Source organism: Cryobacterium sp. TMT2-17-1, from assembly GCF_004402765.1.
In the GTDB taxonomy this organism is placed as follows: Bacteria; Actinomycetota; Actinomycetes; order Actinomycetales; family Microbacteriaceae; genus Cryobacterium; species Cryobacterium sandaracinum.
In genome coordinates, this window is record NZ_SOGC01000036.1 from 58,119 (window position 1) to 78,911 (window position 20,793).

At 67.3% G+C, this 20,793-nt stretch carries 17 protein-coding genes; 10 read left to right on the forward strand and 7 right to left on the reverse strand.

Going from position 1 to position 20,793, the window contains the following annotated elements; all coding sequences use genetic code 11:
- Window positions 1–109: 109 nt before the first annotated feature.
- Together E3O47_RS09510 and rpoB are read right to left on the reverse strand one after the other, a co-directional pair.
- On the reverse strand, window positions 110–4,021 hold the full coding sequence (locus tag E3O47_RS09510; RefSeq protein WP_104100992.1) for a DNA-directed RNA polymerase subunit beta': 3,912 nt from the start codon (window positions 4,019–4,021) through the stop codon (window positions 110–112).
- 45 nt (window positions 4,022–4,066) lie between these two features.
- The gene (rpoB, locus tag E3O47_RS09515; RefSeq protein ID WP_104100993.1) at window positions 4,067–7,561 is read right to left on the reverse strand and encodes a DNA-directed RNA polymerase subunit beta; all 3,495 of its coding nucleotides are present in this window, start codon (window positions 7,559–7,561) and stop codon (window positions 4,067–4,069) included.
- 310 nt (window positions 7,562–7,871) lie between these two features.
- On the opposite strand from rpoB, the gene E3O47_RS09520 reads away from it, so the two are divergent.
- From E3O47_RS09520 to E3O47_RS09535, 4 genes are all read left to right on the forward strand, one after another.
- Window positions 7,872–8,741, forward strand: coding sequence for a fused MFS/spermidine synthase (locus E3O47_RS09520; protein WP_134420321.1), 870 nt, complete (start codon window positions 7,872–7,874; stop codon window positions 8,739–8,741).
- A 264-nt stretch (window positions 8,742–9,005) separates the two neighbouring features.
- On the forward strand, window positions 9,006–9,569 hold the full coding sequence (locus E3O47_RS09525) for a hypothetical protein (RefSeq protein WP_233191403.1): 564 nt from the start codon (window positions 9,006–9,008) through the stop codon (window positions 9,567–9,569).
- 163 nt (window positions 9,570–9,732) lie between these two features.
- A complete protein-coding gene (locus tag E3O47_RS09530) occupies window positions 9,733–10,902 on the forward strand; it encodes a PQQ-dependent sugar dehydrogenase (RefSeq protein ID WP_241986150.1) in 1,170 nt (389 codons plus the stop codon).
- Entirely contained in the window at window positions 10,902–11,396 is a 495-nt protein-coding gene (locus E3O47_RS09535; protein ID WP_134420323.1) for a SprT-like domain-containing protein, read from the forward strand. Before E3O47_RS09530 ends, E3O47_RS09535 begins: the two co-directional genes overlap by 1 nt.
- A 67-nt stretch (window positions 11,397–11,463) precedes the next feature.
- Here E3O47_RS09535 and E3O47_RS09540 read toward each other — a convergent pair whose 3' ends face one another.
- From E3O47_RS09540 to E3O47_RS09555, 4 genes are all read right to left on the reverse strand, one after another.
- Window positions 11,464–11,766 carry a DUF427 domain-containing protein gene (locus E3O47_RS09540; protein ID WP_104100997.1) on the reverse strand — a complete coding sequence of 101 codons (303 nt, stop codon included), beginning with the start codon at window positions 11,764–11,766 and terminating at the stop codon, window positions 11,464–11,466.
- A gap of 79 nt (window positions 11,767–11,845) precedes the next feature.
- Window positions 11,846–12,400, reverse strand: coding sequence for a 2-phosphosulfolactate phosphatase (locus E3O47_RS09545; RefSeq protein ID WP_104100998.1), 555 nt, complete (start codon window positions 12,398–12,400; stop codon window positions 11,846–11,848).
- A 21-nt stretch (window positions 12,401–12,421) separates the two neighbouring features.
- Window positions 12,422–13,687, reverse strand: a complete 1,266-nt coding sequence (locus tag E3O47_RS09550; protein ID WP_134420325.1) for a hypothetical protein — start codon at window positions 13,685–13,687, stop codon at window positions 12,422–12,424.
- A 140-nt stretch (window positions 13,688–13,827) separates the two neighbouring features.
- Window positions 13,828–14,256, reverse strand: coding sequence for an EVE domain-containing protein (locus E3O47_RS09555; protein ID WP_241986151.1), 429 nt, complete (start codon window positions 14,254–14,256; stop codon window positions 13,828–13,830).
- 43 nt (window positions 14,257–14,299) lie between these two features.
- Between E3O47_RS09555 and E3O47_RS09560 the strand changes: the two genes are divergently transcribed.
- From E3O47_RS09560 to E3O47_RS09575, 4 genes are all read left to right on the forward strand, one after another.
- Window positions 14,300–14,812: a hypothetical protein gene (locus tag E3O47_RS09560; RefSeq protein WP_104101001.1), complete on the forward strand. Its 513-nt coding sequence runs from the start codon at window positions 14,300–14,302 to the stop codon at window positions 14,810–14,812.
- Window positions 14,809–15,489 carry a DUF1684 domain-containing protein gene (locus tag E3O47_RS09565; RefSeq protein WP_198412905.1) on the forward strand — a complete coding sequence of 227 codons (681 nt, stop codon included), beginning with the start codon at window positions 14,809–14,811 and terminating at the stop codon, window positions 15,487–15,489. The genes E3O47_RS09560 and E3O47_RS09565 overlap by 4 nt, the downstream gene beginning before the upstream one ends.
- Before the next feature lie 232 nt (window positions 15,490–15,721).
- Window positions 15,722–17,275, forward strand: a complete 1,554-nt coding sequence (locus E3O47_RS09570; RefSeq protein WP_134415663.1) for a DEAD/DEAH box helicase — start codon at window positions 15,722–15,724, stop codon at window positions 17,273–17,275.
- Window positions 17,276–17,586: 311 nt separating this feature from the next.
- Window positions 17,587–18,120, forward strand: a complete 534-nt coding sequence (locus E3O47_RS09575) for a GNAT family N-acetyltransferase (protein WP_104101003.1) — start codon at window positions 17,587–17,589, stop codon at window positions 18,118–18,120.
- Between the two features lie 42 nt (window positions 18,121–18,162).
- Here E3O47_RS09575 and E3O47_RS09580 read toward each other — a convergent pair whose 3' ends face one another.
- Complete coding sequence (locus tag E3O47_RS09580; RefSeq protein WP_104101004.1) at window positions 18,163–18,750, reverse strand: NUDIX hydrolase family protein; 588 nt, start codon at window positions 18,748–18,750, stop codon at window positions 18,163–18,165.
- Between the two features lie 541 nt (window positions 18,751–19,291).
- On the opposite strand from E3O47_RS09580, the gene E3O47_RS09585 reads away from it, so the two are divergent.
- Both E3O47_RS09585 and E3O47_RS09590 read left to right on the forward strand, forming a co-directional pair.
- Window positions 19,292–19,540 carry a hypothetical protein gene (locus tag E3O47_RS09585; RefSeq protein WP_134420329.1) on the forward strand — a complete coding sequence of 83 codons (249 nt, stop codon included), beginning with the start codon at window positions 19,292–19,294 and terminating at the stop codon, window positions 19,538–19,540.
- A gap of 360 nt (window positions 19,541–19,900) precedes the next feature.
- Window positions 19,901–20,644: an alpha/beta hydrolase-fold protein gene (locus tag E3O47_RS09590; protein ID WP_134342094.1), complete on the forward strand. Its 744-nt coding sequence runs from the start codon at window positions 19,901–19,903 to the stop codon at window positions 20,642–20,644.
- Window positions 20,645–20,793: the final 149 nt, after the last annotated feature.

Consider the following 20,793-nt stretch of genomic DNA (forward strand, 5'->3'; position numbering starts at 1 on the left):
CTCGACAGGCTCGGGTTTCGACAGGCTCGACCAGCGGGGGCGAACGGGCTTAACCACGGACGGCCCCCTGCCGAGGCAGGAGGCCGTCCGTGGAACCTATCGCTAGTGACTAGTTGTAGGTGCCGGGGGTGAAGTCATCCGACGAAAAGCTGTCGAAGTCGACGAAGCTCAGGTCACCCTCGTTGAACGCTGCATCATCGGTGAAGATGCGGTTCGGGTAACGCTCAGCCTTGGCTTCATCCGTTGCCTCGACGGTGACGTCGCGGTAGCGGGGAAGACCGGTGCCGGCCGGGATCAACTTACCGATGATCACGTTCTCCTTGAGGCCCATCAGCGGGTCGCTCTTGCCTTCCATGGCCGCCTGGGTCAGAACCCGGGTGGTCTCCTGGAAGGAAGCGGCCGACAGCCAGGACTCGGTCGCCAGCGAAGCCTTGGTGATACCCATGACTTCTTGACGAGCCGACGCCGTCTTCTTGCCCTCGGTGAGCGCGGTGCGGTTGAGGTCGTTGTACTTCAACCGGTCAACGAGCTCGCCGGGGAGCAGGCCGGTGTCGCCGTGCTCGACGACGGTCACCTTGCGCAGCATCTGGCGAACGATGACCTCGATGTGCTTGTCGTGAATCGGCACACCCTGCGACCGGTAGACATCCTGCACTCCACCGACGATGTGCTTCTGCACGGCGCGAACACCCTTGACGCGAAGAACTTCCTTCGGGTCGACGGCGCCGATGATGATCTGCGTGCCGAGCTCGACATGCTGGCCATCCTCGACGAGGAGAGTGGAGCGCTTGAGCACCGGGTAGGCAATCGGCTCATCGCCGTTGTCGGGGGTCAGGATGACCTTCCGGCTGCGGTCGGTGTCCTCGATGGTGATGCGACCGGCGGTGTCGACGATCGGCGACGCACCCTTGGGGGTACGCGCCTCAAACAGTTCCTGCACACGAGGCAGACCCTGGGTGATGTCGTCGGCGGATGCCGATCCACCGGTGTGGAAAGTACGCATCGTGAGCTGGGTACCCGGTTCACCGATGGACTGTGCGGCGATGATACCGACGGCCTCACCGATGTCGACGAGCAGCCCGGTGGCGAGCGAGCGGCCGTAGCAGACCGCACACACTCCGACGGCCGACTCACAGGTCAGCACGGAGCGCACCTTGATGGTCTCGACACCGGCCTCGACCAGCTTGTCGATGAGCACGTCACCCACGTCGTCGCCGGCGTCAGCCACGATCTCACCCTTGGCGTTGACCGCCGGGGTGGCCAGGCTGCGAGCGTAGACCGCGTTCTCCACGTTGGGGTGGCGGACGAGATCGCCCATCGGGTTGACCTCGGCGATCGGCAGTTCCAGACCCTTGGTCGTGCCACAGTCGTCTTCGCGGATGATGACATCCTGCGAGACGTCCACGAGACGACGCGTGAGGTACCCGGAGTCGGCGGTACGCAGAGCCGTGTCGGCCAGACCCTTACGAGCACCGTGAGTAGCAATGAAGTACTCGGCGACGGACAGGCCTTCGCGGTAGCTCGAGATGATCGGGCGAGGAATGATCTCACCCTTCGGGTTGTTGACCAGGCCTCGCATACCAGCGATGTTCCGCACCTGCAGCCAGTTACCACGGGCACCGGAGGTGACCATGCGGTTGATGGTGTTGTCGGCCGGGAAGTTCTCCTGCATGGCCGCGGCGACGTCTTCGGTTGCCTTGGTCCAGATCTGGATGAGCTCCTGGCGACGCTCGAGGTCGGTCGTGAGACCCTTCTCGAACTGCGACTGCACCTTGGCGGCCTGCTTCTCATAGCCGGCAACGATCTGCGGCTTGTTCGGCGGGGTCAGGATGTCGCTGAGCGCCACGGTCACACCGGACCGGGTGGCCCAGTAGAAACCGGCGTCCTTGACGCGGTCAAGCGTCGCGGCGACTTCCACCTTCGGGTACCGTTCGGCGAGGTCGTTGACGATCGCCGAGAGGCTGCCCTTGTCGGCGACCTTTTCGAAGTACGGGTAGTCAACCGGCATGGCCTCGTTGAAGATCGCGCGGCCGAGCGTGGTGGTCACCAACACGGTTCCGACGGCCTGGCCGTTGACGAGTTCGACGCCTTCGGGCTGCGTGCCCTCCTCGAAGTACTTGTCGGCCAAACGGATGCGCACCTTGGCGTTCAGGTCGAGGCCCTGGTTCGCGTCCTTCTTCTGGTCGAAAGCGAGAATCGCTTCCGCGATCGAGGAGAACGCCCGGCCCTCGCCGATGACGCCTTCCTTGAGCGTGGTCAGGTGGTGCAGACCGATGATCATGTCCTGGGTGGGCAGGGTCACCGGGCGACCGTCAGACGGCTTCAGGATGTTGTTCGAGGCGAGCATCAGGATGCGCGCTTCGGCCTGGGCTTCCATCGACAGCGGCAGGTGAACTGCCATCTGGTCACCGTCGAAGTCGGCGTTGAACGCGGCACAGACGAGAGGGTGCAGCTGGATCGCCTTACCCTCCACGAGCTGAGGCTCGAACGCCTGGATGCCGAGGCGGTGGAGCGTCGGTGCCCGGTTCAGCAGCACGGGGCGCTCGCGGATGATCTCCTCGAGCACGTCCCAGACCTGCGGGCGTGAACGCTCGACCATGCGCTTGGCGGCCTTGATGTTCTGAGCGTGGCTCAGGTCGATCAGGCGCTTGATCACGAACGGCTTGAACAGCTCGAGTGCCATCTGCTTGGGCAGACCACACTGGTGCAGCTTGAGCTGCGGGCCGACGACGATGACCGAACGGCCGGAGTAGTCGACGCGCTTGCCGAGCAGGTTCTGACGGAAACGACCCTGCTTGCCCTTGAGCATGTCGCTCAGTGACTTGAGGGCGCGGTTTCCGGTACCCGTGACGGGGCGGCCACGACGACCGTTGTCGAAGAGTGCGTCAACGGCCTCCTGCAGCATCCGCTTCTCGTTGTTCACAATGATCTCGGGGGCACCGAGGTCAAGCAGACGACGCAGGCGGTTGTTGCGGTTGATCACGCGACGATAGAGGTCGTTGAGGTCGGAGGTCGCGAAGCGGCCACCGTCGAGCTGCACCATCGGGCGCAGTTCGGGCGGGATCACGGGGACGACGTCGAGCACCATCGCGGCCGGCGAGTTGCCGGTGATGATGAACGCGTTGACCACGCGGAGGCGCTTGATCGCACGGATCTTCTTCTGGCCCTTGCCCTCGGCGATCTGCAGGTGCAGGTTTTCGCTCTCGGTGACCAGGTCGAAGGCCAGCAGGCGCTTCTTGATGGCTTCGGCGCCCATGTAGGCCTCGAAGTACATGCCGAAACGGTCCTGCAGCTCGTGGAAGACGGAGTCTTCGGGCTTCAGGTCGCCGACCTTGAGGGTGCGGAAGTCTTCCCAAACGCGCTCGAGGTGAGCGATCTGCTCGTCGAGAGACTTGCGGACCTGGCTCATCTCCTTTTCGGCGGCGTCCTTGGTGCGCTTCTTCTGGTCGCTCTTGGCGCCTTCGGCCTCCAGTGCCGCGAGGTCGGTTTCCAGGCGCTGCAGACGGTCGGCGATGCGGGAATCGCGCTGGCCCTCGATGGTCTTGATCTCGAGGCGGAGCTCGTTCTCAAGGCCGGGCATGTCCTGGTGGCGGCCGTCTTCGTCAACCGTGATGACCATGTACGCGGCGAAGTAGATGACCTTTTCGAGGTCCTTCGGAGCCATGTCCAGCAGGTAGCCGAGACGCGAGGGGACACCCTTGAAGTACCAGATGTGGGTGACCGGGGCGGCGAGCTCGATGTGGCCCATGCGCTCACGGCGCACCGACGACTTCGTGACCTCGACGCCGCAGCGCTCGCAGACGATGCCTTTGAAGCGCACTCGCTTGTACTTGCCGCATGAGCATTCCCAGTCCCTGGACGGGCCGAAGATCTGCTCGCCGAACAGGCCGTCTTTTTCCGGCTTGAGCGTGCGGTAGTTGATTGTTTCGGGCTTCTTGACCTCACCGTGAGACCAGCGACGGATGTCGTCGGCGGTCGCAAGGCCAATGCGAAGCTCGTCAAATGTGGTTACGTCGAGCAATTTCTCTCCTTGGAAAGTATTCGAAGTGTTCGTCATCGGCCGGGCCTAGATGTCGTCGATCGAAGACGACTCAAACCGGGTGGAAATGTTGATGCCGAGTTCTTCCGCAGCGCGGAACACCTCGTCATCCGTGTCGCGCAGGCTGACGGCGGTACCGTCGCTCGACAGCACCTCGACGTTCAGGCACAGCGACTGCATTTCCTTGATCAGAACCTTGAAGCTCTCGGGGATACCCGGCTCCTGAATGTTCTCGCCCTTGACGATGGCCTCGTAGACCTTCACCCGGCCGAGGATGTCATCGCTCTTGATGGTCAGGAGTTCCTGCAGGGCATAAGCGGCTCCGTATGCTTCGAGCGCCCACACCTCCATCTCACCGAAACGCTGTCCGCCGAACTGCGCCTTACCACCCAGCGGCTGCTGCGTGATCATGGAGTAGGGGCCGGTGGAACGGGCGTGGATCTTGTCATCGACAAGGTGGTGCAGCTTCAGGATGTACATGTAGCCCACGGAAACCGGGTTGGGGAACGGCTCGCCGGAGCGGCCGTCGAACAACTGGGTCTTACCGGTGCGGTCGATCAGGCGGTCGCCGTCACGAGTCGGGGTCGTCGAGTCGAGAAGACCCTCGATCTCGACCTCGAGCGCGCCGTCGAATACCGGGGTCGCGACCTTGGTGTTCGGAGCTGCGCTGTGCGCGGCCTCGGGCAGACGGCCGGCCCACTTGGGCTTGCCTTCCACCTGCCAGCCCTGCTTGGCGATCCAGCCCAAGTGGGTTTCCAGAACCTGACCGAAGTTCATGCGGCCCGGGATGCCCAGCGGGTTGAGGATGATGTCGACCGGGGTTCCGTCGGCGAGGAACGGCATGTCCTCGATCGGCAGGATGCGGGAGATGACACCCTTGTTGCCGTGACGGCCGGCGAGCTTGTCACCCTCGGTGATCTTGCGCTTCTGCGCGATGAAGACCGCGACGCGCTGGTTGACGCCCGAGCCGAGCTCGTCGTCGCCGTCCTGCGAGTCGAAGACTTTGACACCGATGATGGTGCCGCGCTCACCGTGGGGAACCTTGAGGCTCGTGTCGCGAACTTCGCGGCTCTTCTCGTTGAAGATGGCACGCAGCAGGCGCTCCTCGGCGGACAGCTCGGTCTCGCCCTTGGGCGTGACCTTGCCGACGAGGATGTCGCCGGGGCGAACCTCGGCACCGATCCGGATGATGCCGCGTTCGTCGAGGTCGGCGAGCAGATCAGGCGACACGTTGGGCAGGTCGCGGGTGATCTCTTCCTTGCCCAGCTTGGTGTCGCGAGCGTCAACCTCGTATTCCTCGATGTGAATCGACGAGAGGGTGTCGTCCTTGACCAGGTTCTGGCTCAGGATGATCGCATCCTCGAAGTTGTAGCCTTCCCATGGCATGAACGCGACGAGCAGGTTCTTGCCTAGAGCGAGTTCTCCGTTTTCGGTGGCGGGGCCATCGGCGATGACTTCGCCGACTTCGATCCGCTCGCCGGCCTGCACGATGACGCGGTGGTTGTAGCTCGTGCCCTGGTTGGAGCGCGCGAACTTGCGCAGGTAGTACTCCTGCGTGCCGCCCTCGTCGAGCTGAATGGTGACGACGTCGGCCGAAACCTCCATCACCACGCCGGCCTTGTCGGCGGTGAGCACGTCACCGGCGTCGATGGCCGCAAAGACCTCCATGCCGGTACCGACGAGCGGGCTCTCGCTCATCAGGAGCGGGACGGCCTGACGCTGCATGTTGGCACCCATGAGGGCGCGGTTCGCATCGTCGTGCTCGAGGAACGGGATGAGCGAGGTGGCGACGGACACCATCTGGCGAGGCGAAACATCCATGTAGCCAATGTCTTCCGCGGGGAAAAGGTCGACCTCTCCACCCTTTTTGCGGGCGAGAACACGGGCGTCGGCGAAGTGCCAATCCTTGGTGAGCGGGGCGTTCGCCTGGGCGACGATGAACTCGTCTTCTTCGCTGGCGGTGAGGTAGTCGATCTGGTCGTTCATGACCTTGCCATCGACGACGCGGCGGTACGGGGTCTCAATGAAACCGAAGGCGTTGATCCGCGCGAACGAGGCGAGCGAACCGATCAGGCCGATGTTCGGGCCTTCCGGGGTTTCGATGGGGCACATGCGGCCGTAGTGCGAGGGGTGAACGTCTCGCACCTCGACGCCGGCACGGTCACGGGACAGACCACCCGGACCCAGCGCGGACAGGCGACGCTTGTGCGTCAGTCCGGCGAGCGGGTTGTTCTGGTCCATGAACTGCGACAGCTGGCTGGTACCGAAGAACTCCTTGATCGCGGCGACGACGGGGCGCACGTTGATCAGGGTCTGCGGGGTGATCGCTTCGATGTCCTGCGTGGTCATGCGCTCGCGAACGACGCGCTCCATGCGGGACAGGCCGGTGCGCACCTGGTTCTGGATGAGCTCGCCGACGGCACGGATGCGACGGTTGCCGAAGTGGTCGATGTCGTCGATGTCGATGCGGATGTCGGTCTGCTTGCCGTCGCGGACGCCGGCGATCGTGGTCTGGTTGTCGTGCAGCGCAACCAGGTACTTGATCGTGGCCAGGATGTCCTTGAGTGTCAGCACGGAGTCGCTGAGCGGCGCTTCGAGTCCGAGCTTGCGGTTGATCTTGTAACGACCGACCTTGGCCAGGTCGTAGCGCTTGGAGTTGAAGAAGAAGTTGTCGAGGAGCGCACGCGCGGCCTCGGCGGCAACCTGCTCGCCCGGACGCAGCTTGCGGTAGATGTCCTTGAGGGCTTCTTCCTTGGTGAGGATGTTGTCCTTCTCCAGGGTGAGTTCGATCGACGCGAAGCCCTTGAACTCCTCGAGGATCTCTTCGCTCGTGAGGCCGAGGGCCTTGAGGAAGACGGTGACGGACTGCTTGCGCTTGCGGTCGATGCGAACGCCGACCTGGTCGCGCTTGTCAATCTCGAATTCGAGCCAGGCACCGCGGCTCGGGATGACGCGAGCGGAGTAGATGTCCTTGTCGGACGTCTTCTCCTGCTGGCGGTCGAAGTAGACGCCCGGGGAGCGGACCAGCTGTGAGACAACGACACGCTCGGTGCCGTTGATCACGAAGGTGCCCTTGGGGGTCATCAGCGGGAAGTCACCCATGAACACGGTCTGGGTCTTGATCTCACCGGTGAGGTGGTTCATGAACTCAGCGTTCACATAGAGAGGTGCGGAGTAGGTCTTACCCTTTTCCTTGCACTCGTCAATGGTGTACTTCTCCGGCTCGAGTTCCGGGTTGGTGAACGACAGCTGCATCGTTTCGCCGAGGTCCTCGATGGGTGAGATCTCTTCGAAGATCTCGTCGAGCCCGGTGCGAGTCGGCAGGTCCTGTCGACCGGCCGCCTGGCCTTCTGCGACACGCTGTTTCCAGTTGTCGTTACCGACGAGCCAATCGAAGCTCTCGGTCTGCAAAGCAAGCAGATCCGGAACAGTCAGATTGTCGGTGATCTTCGCGAACGAAAGACGGCCAGCGGCGCGTCCGTTCTTGGGTGAGTTGGTGGTTGCGTTGCGCGCAGCAGCCAAGGAAATAACCTCCGTGGACCCCGTCAGGTCTAGTCACTGTTAGTAAGGAATACCGAGTACGAACTCCTCAGACCCTCGCGTTCTGAAATTCCGGTGTTCTGAAATCCTGGAACGAGGTATGCGTCAAGGTGGCTTGAGCACGCAAAGCCGACCGCAATATGAAGGCAGAGTTTAGTCTGGGAGCGCAAAGAACAACTATATGCCGGTTAGTTCACCATGTCCACTCAATTCTTGACGTGCCATAAATTCTCAGGTATAACCCGGTTTCGGGCCGCCCCGGTGCAGACTGCGGAGGGCGCAGACTTGAGGGATGAGCAGGCCTGTAGCGCAACATCCGTCGATCACCTTGAAATTGAGCGGCCACCACGCCGTCATCGAGCCCGACCGATTCACCCCGGGCAGCTTCAACCTGATCGTGGACGGCACGCCGCAGTCGAACGTGAACCTGGACGATCCGGGCGAGCTGTTCTTCGAATACGTGCAGCGGATCGGTCACGTGATCGACCTGATCGGCGAGGTGGGCGAGCCGATCACCGCCGTGCACCTCGGCGCCGGCGCGCTGACCCTCCCCCGATACGTGGAGGCGACCCGGCCGGGCTCCCGCCAGCAGGTCGTGGAGCTGGAGAGCGACCTGATCGATTTCGTTCGCCGCGAGCTGCCCTGGGACAAGCGGGCGCAGCTGCGCGTGCGGCACGGTGATGCCCGCGAGGTTCTGGCCAAGCTGCCGGCCGGGCTGCACGGCGCGGTGGACCTCGTCGTCGTCGACATCTTCTCCGGGGCCCGCACCCCGGCCCACGTGACCAGCCGCGAGTTCTACGAGTTGGCCGCTCCCCTTCTGTCGCCGCGCGGGGTGCTCGTCGTGAACGTCGCCGACGGGCCCGGTCTGCCGTTCGCCCGCTCACAGGCCGCGACGCTGTCAGCCGTCTTCGGACACGTGCTCGCCCTCGCGGAGACCCAGGTGCTCAAGGGGCGCCGGTTCGGCAATATCGTCTTCGTCGCCGCGCACACCCCCATCGACACGAGCTGGGTGTCGCGGCTGCTGGCGGGCGGGCCGCATCCGTCGAAAGTGGTCGAGGGTGCTGAGCTCACGCACTTCATGGCGACCGCGATGGTGACGACGGATGTGACGGCCACCCCGTCCCCGCTGCCCGGCCGCACGGTGTTCCAACTCGGCAGCTGAGCCGCGGTTACGCCGGGGGTCACGGGTTGGGCGTCGCGCGCCGGGTGATGTGTGGCCAACTCAGGAGATCCGGGGCCAAGGTGCTGCGGGCATCCGTGTTCATGCGGCTTTATGTGCTCACGCGCTGGGATCTCCTGAGTTAGCCACGTGTGCGGCTCGCGGCGGGGGGACGAGGGCGACGGATGCCGGTGGATCAGGCCGGATCGGGGACCAGCCCGGCCCGGCCCGGCTACGCTGGTTGGGACCACGTTTACTCCGCGGCATGTGCCGCCTTCGCCTCAGGACCACACCCTGCCCATCATCATTGGCTATGACGCCGTCACCCTGCGTGAGAAAGTCGACCTCTCTGCTGCTGAGCTGCGCCTCGAAGAACTCGGCGAGCTTCGCAGCCTGTCCGCCCTCAACGAGAAGGTCGTGCTATTGCGGCTGACCGGCCGGATCGACGAGGCCTGGGACATGGCGAACACTGCGCTGCGCCAGTCCCGGTTCACCGGGTCGCGGGAAGAACTCGCGTTCAGTCGCATCCGTCGCGCCCAGGTACAGCAGTACCGAGGCAAGCTCGACGAGGCGGTGACCGAGCTGACCCATTGTGTGCTCGAGTCCGAGACGCACGAGTGGGGCGCCGTCGCGGCGTTCGCCCGGGAAAGCCGCGGCAAGGTTCACTTCGAACAGGGCGACCTCGACGCCGCCCTGGCAGACTTCACGGCCTCGGTGACGCTGCGGGAGCAGGCCGGCGCTACACCCGCCCTCCTCGAGAGTGCGCTCGTCGCCGTTGCGGTGGTCGAGTCATTCATTGCCGAGCGGCGACAGTCCCGCTTACAGCAGTAGCGCGTCGGCACCGCGGGGCGCCGGCCGGCGATTGACCGGCCGGCTGCATCCAGACATCGATTTGCAGGAGCTACGCACGGAACGGGCCACTCACCACGAAGCAGAAATTCGGGGCATGCTGGACACAGCGCCGGCGAGCGTGCCGGTGCGAAGGAGGTGGAAGATGAGCGGGCGGATGCCACCACGCAGCGGCGCGGCCGGGGTGCTGGCCCTGGGCGCGCTCCTGCTGCTCAGCGCGTGCACGGCGACCGCGCCCGGGCCCGCGGCAGAAACCTCGACCCCCGCCCGGCCGGTTCCGTCCGACACCGTTGCACCCGGGCCGACCGGCACCGCCGGGCCATCGGTGCGGCCGGTCGACGCCCCGGTCGTGATCGCATCCGGGCTGGATGCCCCCTGGTCGGTCCTGCGACTGCCGAACGACGGCACCCTGATCAGCGAACGCGACACGACCCTCATGCGCGAACTCCTGCCCGACGGTAGCCTGCGCGACGCCGGCCGGCTCGCCGCGGCGAGCCCGGGCGGTGAAGGCGGGCTGCTCGGCCTCGCCGCACTGGCCGACCCGGCCGCACCGGGCGGAACCGGGTGGGTCTACGCCTACTTCACGTCCGCCGACGACAACAAGATCGTACGGATGCCGCTGCTCGGCACGGTCGGAAGCCACACCCTCGGCGCATCCGAACCGGTGCAGGGCGGCATCCCGAAGGCGGGTAACCACAACGGCGGTCGGCTCGGTTTCGGCCCGGACGGCCTGCTCTACGCCACGGTCGGCGACGCCGGGAACCCCGAGAACGCCCAGGACCTGGGTTCCCTCGGCGGCAAGATCCTGCGGATGACGCCGACCGGCGCCGTGCCGGACGACAACCCGTTCGGCACGCTCGTCTACTCTTACGGCCACCGCAACCCGCAGGGGATCGCCTGGGACTCCAGCGGCCGACTCTGGGCCAGCGAGTTTGGACAGAACACCTGGGACGAGCTCAACCTCATCACCCCGGGCGGCAACTATGGCTGGCCGATCGTCGAGGGCCGGGGACAGAGCGCGGACTCCGGCTACCTCGACCCGGAGCAGCAGTGGCCCACCAGTGAGGCCAGCCCGAGCGGGCTCGCCATCGTGAACGACACCATCTTCATGGCGGCCCTGCGCGGCGAGCGGCTGTGGCGCATCGATCCCTCCACAGGCGAGGTCGATGACTGGTTTGGGAACAGCTTCGGGCGGCTGCGCGATGTGGTGTCGGGGCCCGATGGCACACTGTGGTTCGTGAGCAATAATACGGATGGCCGCGGCACCCCTTCCTCCGGCGACGACCGGCTTTACCAGGTGGCGGTCGCACCCTGATGGCCGACCTCGACCGGGTGCGGCACTGGGCGGACGCGTTGATCACGCTGCACCTCGATCCCAGCTGGACCTTCGCCTTCGACAACGCGAAGAAGCGAGCGGGGCTCTGCAACTTCACCGTGCGGCGCATCACCGTGTCCCGCTACCTGGCGGCGCGCTACGAAGACGATGACGTGCACCAGATCCTGCTGCACGAGGTCGCGCACGCTCTGGCCGGACCGCGCGCCGGCCACGGGCCGAAGTGGAAGGTGATCGCGCGGAACCTCGGCTATGACGGCAAGAGCACGCACGACGGCGACATCGCCGACGAGCTCGCCCCGTGGGTCGGCACCTGCCCGGCCGGCCACGCGCACTATCGTTACCGACAACCCACCCGGGCGTTCGCCTGCGGGTTGTGCGTGCGCGGATTCGACAAGCGGTTCCTGATCCGGTGGACACGGCGCGAGATCACGGCCGCCGCCCGGCGACAGGCTGCGGGGGCGGCGAAGCCCTAGCGCTGCCCAATGGTCTCGACAGGCTCGACCACCGATTACCCGGGCCGTCCGTCCGGCCGGGAGCGGGCTACTCGGAGACCTGGACCTCTTTCCAGAAGGCGACGTAGTTGCTGTAGTCCTGGCCGACCCGGTCGAAGGAGGCCGAGGGCGGAGTCGGGTAACTGAAGGCGCGATCCTGCAGCAGAGTCTCACCGTCCTTGACGCTGAAGTACTGGCACGCGCCCTTCCAGGAGCAGGTGTACTGCGTGGGGCTCTCGACGAGGAACTCGGAGTTCACGCTCGCCGGTGGGAAGTACCAGTTGCCCTCGATCTTGAGAAGATCTGCCTGCGGTGCTTCGGCGATGACGGTGCCGTTGAGTACTGCCTTCATGGGAGTTGCTCCTTCAGTGAGATTCAAACGGTGAGGGTGAAACGAGGGGTTCGGCTCAGAGACCGCTTCAGGAACAACCTCAGCCCGGAAAGGCGAATTCCCGCAATCGGGAGATTCCCGGGGAGCGCGCCGGGGCATCCGTCGCCTGCACCTCGGCCGACCGCCCCTCGGCGACGAGCGCCTGGGCGGTTTCGGACGCGGTGACCAGGTGCCGCACGGCCCGCGCGAGACCCGCGAATCCCGCGGCGGCCGCGGCCGCCTCCGGCGAGCAGTGGTCGATGCCGCGGGCGGCGAGGGCGTCGATCACGGCGCCGGCGGCGAGGAAGTCCTCCACCGCGAACCGGGGGGTGCCGCCCTGGCGTTGCTCGCCCACGGCGATCACGGCCACGGAGAACCGGTCTCCCTTCTCCGCCTGGCGGGCGAGCACCCAATCAGCCACGCTCTCGCGATTGGCGAGGTTCGCGGCGATGACCTGGTGCTCGTGCAGGGCAGTCGGGAGAACGATCTCGGAGCCGGGCGACGGCAAAGCGTCGGCCAGGATGACCACGTCGGCCTCGGCGGCCAGAGCCTGGAACCCGGCCAGGCCGACATCGAAACGGACCTGGTACTTCTGTTGGGGCGCGTCTTTGTTCACTCCCCAAGGGTAGCGGCGGCGCTACCGGTCGTCGAAGCGGGCGAGCGCGTCGGCATCCGTGGCATGGGTCATCGCGCTGCGCGCGGTGTCCAGTGCGGACACCGGGTCGGCCTCCGAAGCCGCCAGGCTCAGCTTGCGTTCGGCCTCCGCGAGGCGGGTGCGCGCCACAGCGCCCACGCGGCCGGGATGCGCGGTGATGAAGTCGCGGGTCACGGTGATCTGGCTGCGCGCGGCCAACAGAGCGCCGGTCAGCGCGCCGCGGGCGTTGTCGAGCCGCAACTGGCGGTTGCGGGCCTCGGAACGGATCAGGTCGAGACCGTCCATTGCCGTGCGCAGTCGGGACTGGTCAGCGGCAGGGTCGCTCAAGCGCGACGGCTGCCGCAGCTCGCCGACCACCCGGTCGGCCTCCGCAATAACGCGGTTCAGTTCGCCGCGGGCCGTGGTCTCCTCGTGGGTGTCGCGCAGCGCGCGCACCTCGGCCAGCTCGGCGTCCGCCGCGTCGAGCGCTCGAGCCAGGGAGGCGAATCCGACGTGCAACTGGTCTTCGCCCTGTTCGATCGCGTCGAGCAGGGTGCCGGCGCGGTGCAGGGCCTGCTCGGCCGCGAGCAACTGGTCACCCACGGGGTCGGTGGCTTCGCGGGAGAGACGGGCGGCCGCGGTATCCGCTGCCCGGCGGGCGTCATCGACGGCCTCTTCGGCGCGGGCGACGTTGCCGCTGATCGGGGCCAAGGCGTGCGCGGCATACGTGCGGCTGAGCCGGGAGAGGCTGGCGGTGCCGGCCGCGACGCGGTCGGCGACCCGGTCGAGGCGACGACGCAACTTCTCAAGCAGCAGCGGGGCATCCCGTTCGACGCCGCGCCGGGAGTCGAAAGTGCGGGTCTGCGCGCCGAGGCGCTTGACGGCCTCGTCGGCGAGCACGATGATCTCCTCGGTCCAGCGGCGACGCTCACCCTCGGAGTCGGGCACGCTGTCGTCGAGCTTCTGCTGCAGCAGGAACGCGTCACGCACCTGCCGCCGGGAGGCGTCGAGCGCGGCGGCGAAGTCGCTGGTGGCGTTCTCCCCGAACTGGGCGACCGCGAAACCGAGCTCGTCGGTGGCGACCTCGATCAGGTCATCCGCACGCACGAGGGCGATTGCGGCGGCTCGGGTGCGCTCCGCGGCCAGAGCGAGGTCGACGCGCGCGCGCGCCCGGACCCGGCGCCGCATGATCATCACGATCACCACGACGACCGCTGCCGCCCCACCGAACACGACGGCCGAGGGCACCCACCAGAACTCGCCAGTCATGCCTTCAGTGTACCGAAAGGATGCGCCTCACCCCGGCGCCGCACCCGGTGGCACGTCCTCGAAAATCGCCGATCCCACCCACAATCGCCGCGGAAACGGGTCGCCTCGGCAGCATCTGCGAAGAACGGCTGGTACCAGCGCTACTCCCGGCGCATCTGACGCCGGATCACCTCGAAGTCGTGCCGGGAGATCTCGAGCAGCCCCCGGCGCAGCTGGTAGCCCCAGTCGGGGTTGCTGCGGGTGAACTCGAGCACCGACAGGAGCGGGCGAATGGAGGCGGCCACGACATCCGTTTCGTAATCGATGTGACGTCGCCACGGGCGGTACGAGCTCGGGGCGGCGGACTCGCCTTGATGCACGATTCCGGGGGCGATGCGACCGATCGCGGTGAACTCGCGCAGCGTGTCGCCGTCGATGTTCGTCTTCGGGGAATAGTAGACCACCCCGTCGGACTCGCCCATCTGCTCGAGCGCCACCCGGGCCCCGTGGCTGGCCTGCACAAGCCCCACCGAGACGGCGCACAGCACGTGTTCGCGTGAGGCAACGCCCAGCCAGTATCGAATTGCCACCCTCTTAGTTGTACTGCATGCCCCAGCACCACAGACTGGGGTCATGCGTGTTCTTCTGAAAGAGATCCTCGACTGCTCCCCCGATGCCGCCTGGCGCGCCCTGCGGAGTCCTGCCGTGTTCCGCGAGGTAAGTTCGCCCGTGGTGAGCGTCGAATCGCTTGAGATGGATGGGTTCCCCACCATCTGGGAGCCGGGTGAGCATCCGGTCAGCTTGACTGCGCTCGGCCTGGTGCCGATGGGCGACCAAGTGATTCGCCTGACCATGGCGACCACCCGGAAAGATGGCGTGCGCATCCTGCGTGACACCGGCCGCGGGGTATCGGGGCCGCTCGCCTCGGTCACCCTCTGGGACCACCGGATGGCCGTGTCTCCCGACCCGGCCGGCACCGGCAAGACGCTTTTTCGAGACCAGCTGATCTTCCGCACCGGCGCGCTCACCCTGGCCAGCTGGCCCGTTTTCTGGGCGCTCTGGCAGTGGCGGCTGCACCAGCTCAAGCGCCTCGCGCCGAACTGGAGCCTCGACCTCGGCGTCGATGAGTCCGGCGCGAGCTCGTGAGCACCACCCTCGGCGCCCTGCAGGTGGCCGACTGGCGTCGGCGCGTGTTCGGGCTGTACGGCGGCGTGCGCCAGCTCAGCGCGCACGACCCGGCCGCCGGCCACGAACTGTGGCGGAGCGGCAGGGACGACCTGTTCGGCGGGCATTCGGCGTCGCCGTTGATGCCCGACGACCGGGCCGGCTTCACCGGGCTGCCGGTCGCCGCCTACGACCCCGACTGGCGGTTCGAGGCCGAGGTGCACCGCGCGGAACATCCGATGCGCATCTCGGTTGACACCGGCACCGACGGGAAGGTGCAGTTCGACCTCGTCGGCACCGTGCGTTTGCCCTACCTGGGACCAATCGACCTGTGGCGGCTCTCCAACTACGGCGGCGGGCTCTTTCTGCCTGTGCGCGACGGTCTGGCCGGCAAGCCCGGCGGAACCTACGGCGGCGGTCGCTACCTGCTCGACACGGTCAAGGGCGCCGACCTGGGCGCCGGGGCCGACGACGACAGCATCATCCTCGACTTCAACTTCGCCTACAACCCGTCCTGCGCGTACGACCCGATGTGGGCCTGTCCGCTGCCCCAGGCCGGCAATACCGTGGCCGCGGAGGTGCCCGTCGGCGAGCTGACCCCCGGTGCGGAGCGCCACCCCACGGCTCCCGTCGGGCGGGCGTTCGACCCTAGGGCTTGACAGCATCCGCTACGATGGAAGCTTGCGGGTGCGTAGTTGCGCCCGCTGCGTCGTAGAACGCCTCTTCTTATTGCGGCGGCCCACCAGGGCCGGCCCGATTTTTCGAATTAAACCTTCTTACGGCGAACGGATGTGCCCATCGGCACCTTCGCCATGTGAAACCTCTGAGGCTCCGAGTTGCCGCCCGTGCGGAACGGATGCCCGAGGAATCTGATGCCCGAAAGGCACCATTTTGTCTGAAACTTCCTTTAGCGCGCTTGGCGTGCCGGCCCCTCTCGTTGCCATCCTGACCGAGCAGGGCATCGACAGCCCGTTCCCGATCCAGGTGGACACGCTGCCCGACACCCTCAACGGCCGCGACGTGCTCGGCCGCGGCAAGACCGGCTCCGGCAAGACCCTCGCGTTCGCACTGCCCATGGTGTCGCGCCTCGGCGGCAAGCTCGCCGGCGGCCGACGTCGTCCGGGCCGCCCGCTCGGCCTCATCCTCGCCCCGACCCGCGAGCTGGCCACGCAGATCACCAACGCGCTCACGCCGCTGGCCGAGGCGTACGGCCTCAACACAACCACGATCTTCGGTGGCGTCTCGCAGGGCCGCCAGGTCTCCGCACTCAAGGCCGGCGTCGACATCGTCGTGGCCTGCCCGGGTCGCCTCGAGGACCTCATGAAGCAGGGCTTCATCAGCCTGGACGCCGTCGAGATCACCGTACTCGACGAGGCCGACCACATGGCGGACCTGGGCTTCCTGCCCGTCGTCACGCGCATCATGGACAAGACGCCCAGCAGCGGCCAGCGCCTGCTGTTCTCGGCCACGCTCGACAACGGGGTGGACAAGATCGTGCGCCGTTTCCTGCACAACGAGGTCATGCACTCGGTCGACGAGGCCAACAGCCACGTCTCCGCGATGACGCACCACGTCTTCGAGATCGACGGCGTCGAATCGAAGAAGGCGCTCGTCGAGAAGCTCGCGAGCGGTTCCGGCCGCCGCATCCTCTTCATGCGCACCAAGCACCAGGCCAAGAAGCTCGCCAAGTCGCTCACCGATGCCGGCATCCCCTCCGTCGACCTGCACGGCAACCTTTCACAGGTGGCCCGTGACCGCAACCTCGCCGCGTTCAGCGCCGGCGACGTGAAGGTTCTCGTCGCCACGGATGTCGCCGCCCGCGGCGTGCACGTCGACGACATCGAACTCGTCATCCACGTCGACCCGCCGGCCGAGCACAAGGCGTACCTGCACCGCTCGGGCCGGACCGCCCGCGCCGGCAGCGCCGGCGACGTCGTGACTCTGGTTCTCCCCGAACAGCGCCGCGACACCGACGCGCTGCTGCGCAAGGCCGCCATCAAGGTGACCCCGCAGCGCGTGACCGCGTCCTCCCCCGCCGTGGACGCCCTAGTCGGCGACGTCGCAGCGTACGTCAAGCCGCTCCCCCGCGTGGAGCAGCCGCACGGCCAGTCCCAGGGCGGCCGCTCGCAGGGCGCCAACGCCCAGCGCAAGCGCGTCAACCGCGATGAGCGCGACTCCGGCTCCCGTGACTCCGGCGCCCGCGCCGGTGGAGCACGTGGCAACCGCGGACACCGCGGCAGCGACGCAGTGGCACCCACCGGCGGAGCGCGCCAGGAGCGCTCGGGCCGCCCCGCGGCATCCGGTCGCAGCCAGGGATCGGGCAACGCCCAGAGCCGTCCGGCCCAGGGTGGTCGCTCCGGCGGCCTCCAGGTCGGAGGCCTCGTGCGCGGCGCCGGCGCCACCGGCGGCGCTCGTCGCTCGGCCCCGCGCCGCGCGCAGGGCTAGTCGCTCGGCAGCATCTGCACGTTAGTTCCACTGTGAACGGGCCGGCCTCTCCCGAGGCCGGCCCGTTCTGCGTTGTGGCCAACTCAGGAGAAACATGCCCGTGACGGATGCTCGGCCCCGGAATCACGTGGCGCCGCACCATGGCGCCACCGGATCTCAGGAGTTAGCCACTTGTTATCCGACTCATCGGCGGGGTCTGGAGCCGCCGTAGACCGGGAAGTCGCGGGTCGGACGGGAGCCGTCGGCGCAGTGACCACGGGCAGAACCCGGCAGCGTCAATCGGGTGCCTGCGGCTGAGCTAGTCTCGGGTCATGGCCACCACAGCAGTACTTCGTCCCGTCGCAGAAGCGGATGCCGACAGCCTCGGCCGTGTGCATGCCACCTGCTGGCACGAAACCTACGACCAGTTGCTCAGCGAGGCCGCCCTTGAGCAGCTGCAGCCCGCACGCCTGGCCGCCATGTGGCGCCGGTTCAGCGCCCAGGGACCGAACCACCGCCAGGTTGCGGCCCTCGTCGACGGCGAGATCGTCGGATTCGCCGGCAGCGGGCCGTCCCGCGACGCCGACAAACCGGCCCCGATGGAGCTCTACTTCATCTACCTGCTCGACGCCTACCACGGCACCGGCATCGGCCAGCAGCTCTTCGACGCCGTCGTCGACGAGGGCCCGTCCTACCTGTGGGTCGCCGAAAACAACCCCCGCGCGCACTCGTTCTACAAGCGCAACGGCTACGCCCCCGACGGCCACGAGCAGGATCAGGAAGTGCTCGGCGAACAGCTCCACGAAGTGCGCCTGGTGCGACCGCGCTCGCTCGCGCGTCGTCTGTCACTCGTCACGACCGAGTAGCTCGCAGCGGCGGCCCGCAGGATCGGGCCGCCATCAGGCGGCTTAGCGCAGCTCGCCGACCGAGGCGAGCGCCATGCGCAGCAGCGCCCCGCGCCCGCCCTCCATCTCGGCTGCCACCGCGTCGGAGGCAGCCTCCTTGGGGGTCATCCAGGTCAGTTCGAGGGCGTCCTGGCGCGGGTCGCAGGTGCCGGTGACGGGAACGACGTAGGCCATCGAAACGGCGTGCTGGCGGTCATCCGTGAACGCGGTGATGCCCGGCATCGGGAAGTATTCGGCCACCGTGAACGGCACCGGGCTCATCGGCAGCTGCGGGAAGGCCATCGGGCCGAGATCCTTCTCGAGATGCCGGAAGAGGGCGTCGCGCAGGGTCTCGCCGTAGAGCACGCGGCCGGACACGAGCATCCGGGTCATCTCGCCGGTCGACCGGGCGCGCAGGAGCACGCCGACCTCCACGACCTGGCCGAGGCCGTCGACTCGCACGGGCACCGCCTCGATGTAAAGGATCGGAAGTCGGCGCCGCACTTCGGCCAGCTCGACGTCGCTCAGCCAGCCCGGGTTGGTGTGGGGCGGCCCCGCGCCCTCGGGGCCAGGCGTCCAGTCCGGATCGGGGTCAGGTGTGCGCACGCTCATGAGGCTATTCTGTCTTACCCTGCGCCCGGATACGCCATGGGCACCCCGCCACGGGTCGGACGGAACGGGCGCGGTCCGGCGCGCGTGCGGCGACGGTCTCCGCATGGTGAGGCAGAGAACTGCGGCGGCGCGCCACGACCGCGCGCTCGGCGCCTTCACCGGCTGGCCCTCGGCGATGCACTCGGGATGCCGACGCAGGACCTGTCCCGGGCTTAGATCGAGGCCGACTACGGCGCCAGTGAGGGGTTTCGGAACCCCGGACCGCACCAGCCGATCGCCGTCGGGATGCCCGCCGGGTCGATCACGGATGACACGGAGCAGGCCAGTCTGCTGGCCCGCTCCTGATCGATTGTCACGGCCAGGGCGACCCCGGCGTCTTCGCGAAGCAGCTTCTCGACTGAGTGAAACGGGCGCGGGCGCGCGGCTCCCTCGATCTGTTCGGACCCTCGACGACGACGCTTGAGCGCCTGCGATCCGGCGTGTCATCCCTCGAGTCCGGGCGCTTCGGCACGACCAACGGCGCGGCCATGCGCATCACCCAGTGGGGATCTCCTTCGGCCTCGCTCCCCTCGCCGGGTTCATCGACCGAGTGGCCCGGGCCGGCGCAGTCACCCACAACACCGGACTGGGGTTCGCCGGCCGTCTCTGGTGGGCGACGGGCCGCCTCGCGGGCCTCACTCCGGCGGCGCGGGGCGAGGCGGCGGACCAGCTGATCGGGACATCCGCCGCCGGTCGAGCAGGTGGCAACGGATGCCCGGGCCGGCCAGGGCAGGCCAGGCCGGGCGAGTGAGGTGAGGCTGACTCAGGAGAAACGGGTGGCTGGCGCGGCCGCCCAGCGAAACGACGCGGTAACATGCGGAACTCTGCGGGGGCGCGCCCGCCGCTGCCGGAATCTCCTGAGTTGGCCACGGGGTGCCCGCGGATGCCGCCGCCACGTGGGGAAATGCCGGCCAGTGGTGCATGACCCCTGAAATTCGGCGGAGCGGTGGCACGGTTCCCGCAAATACGGGCATCTTTCCGGCTTCTCGCAGCGGATCGCCGGAGTTCTGCACGGGGACGACGGATGCCGACCGATTTTCGCGCGTCCCCGGGAGTGGAAAGATTGACCCGTCGGCGTTTCTCGGTGTCGACCTCGAACAGGAGGACCACCATGGGCCCGAACGACACCAATCCCGGCGGCGACGCCTCCACCGGGAGCGACGACACCACCGAGAGCAGCACCACCGGCGCCGCCGCGGCGTGCGCCGAGCCCATCGACCCGGATGCCGTGCTGTGGAGCGCGTCTGGCGCCGACCGCGCCGGGCGACCGCTTCTGCTGATTCTGCACGGCTACGGTTCGCACGAGGGGGATCTCTTCTCGCTGGCGCCGCACCTGCCGCTGCATCCGGTGATCGCCGCGCTGCGCGCCCCGCTCCCGGCCGGTCCGGGCTGGGCCTGGTTCCCGATCGGGGCCGCCGGCGCCAAGGTCAACCCGGGCTCGCCGAGCGCCGACGCACTGGATGCTGCCGCCGCCGGGGTGCTCGAATGGCTGGACGGCCTTCCCGAGCAGCCCGCGTCCGTCGGACTACTCGGCTTCTCGCAGGGCGGGGCTATGGCGCTGCAGCTGCTGCGTCAGGCACCCGACCGGTTCGCGTTCGCGGTGCAGCTGTCCGGTTTCGTGGGGCGCAGCAAGCACACCGGTGACGAGCGCCTGCGTGAGCGGCGCCTGCCGGTCTTCTGGGGTCGCGGCACGGCCGATCCGGTCATCCCGCAGGATGCCGTCGACCGCACCCGGGCTTGGCTTCCCGAACACTCCACACTTACCGAGCGCATCTACGAGGGCATGGGCCATTCCATTTCGCAAGCCGAACTGGGCGAGATCGTCACGTTCCTGCGCGCGCAGTACGACGCCTAGGAGGCCCGACACCCGACACCCGACACCCGACACAGCAGCGTCTCCCGCCCCGAACGAATTCGACGGAGATTTTGGCCCGAGTTGGCCAAAAAGGCCGGAATCGACGTCCTACAGGCAAAATCTCCGTCGAATTGGTGAGACGACGCGGA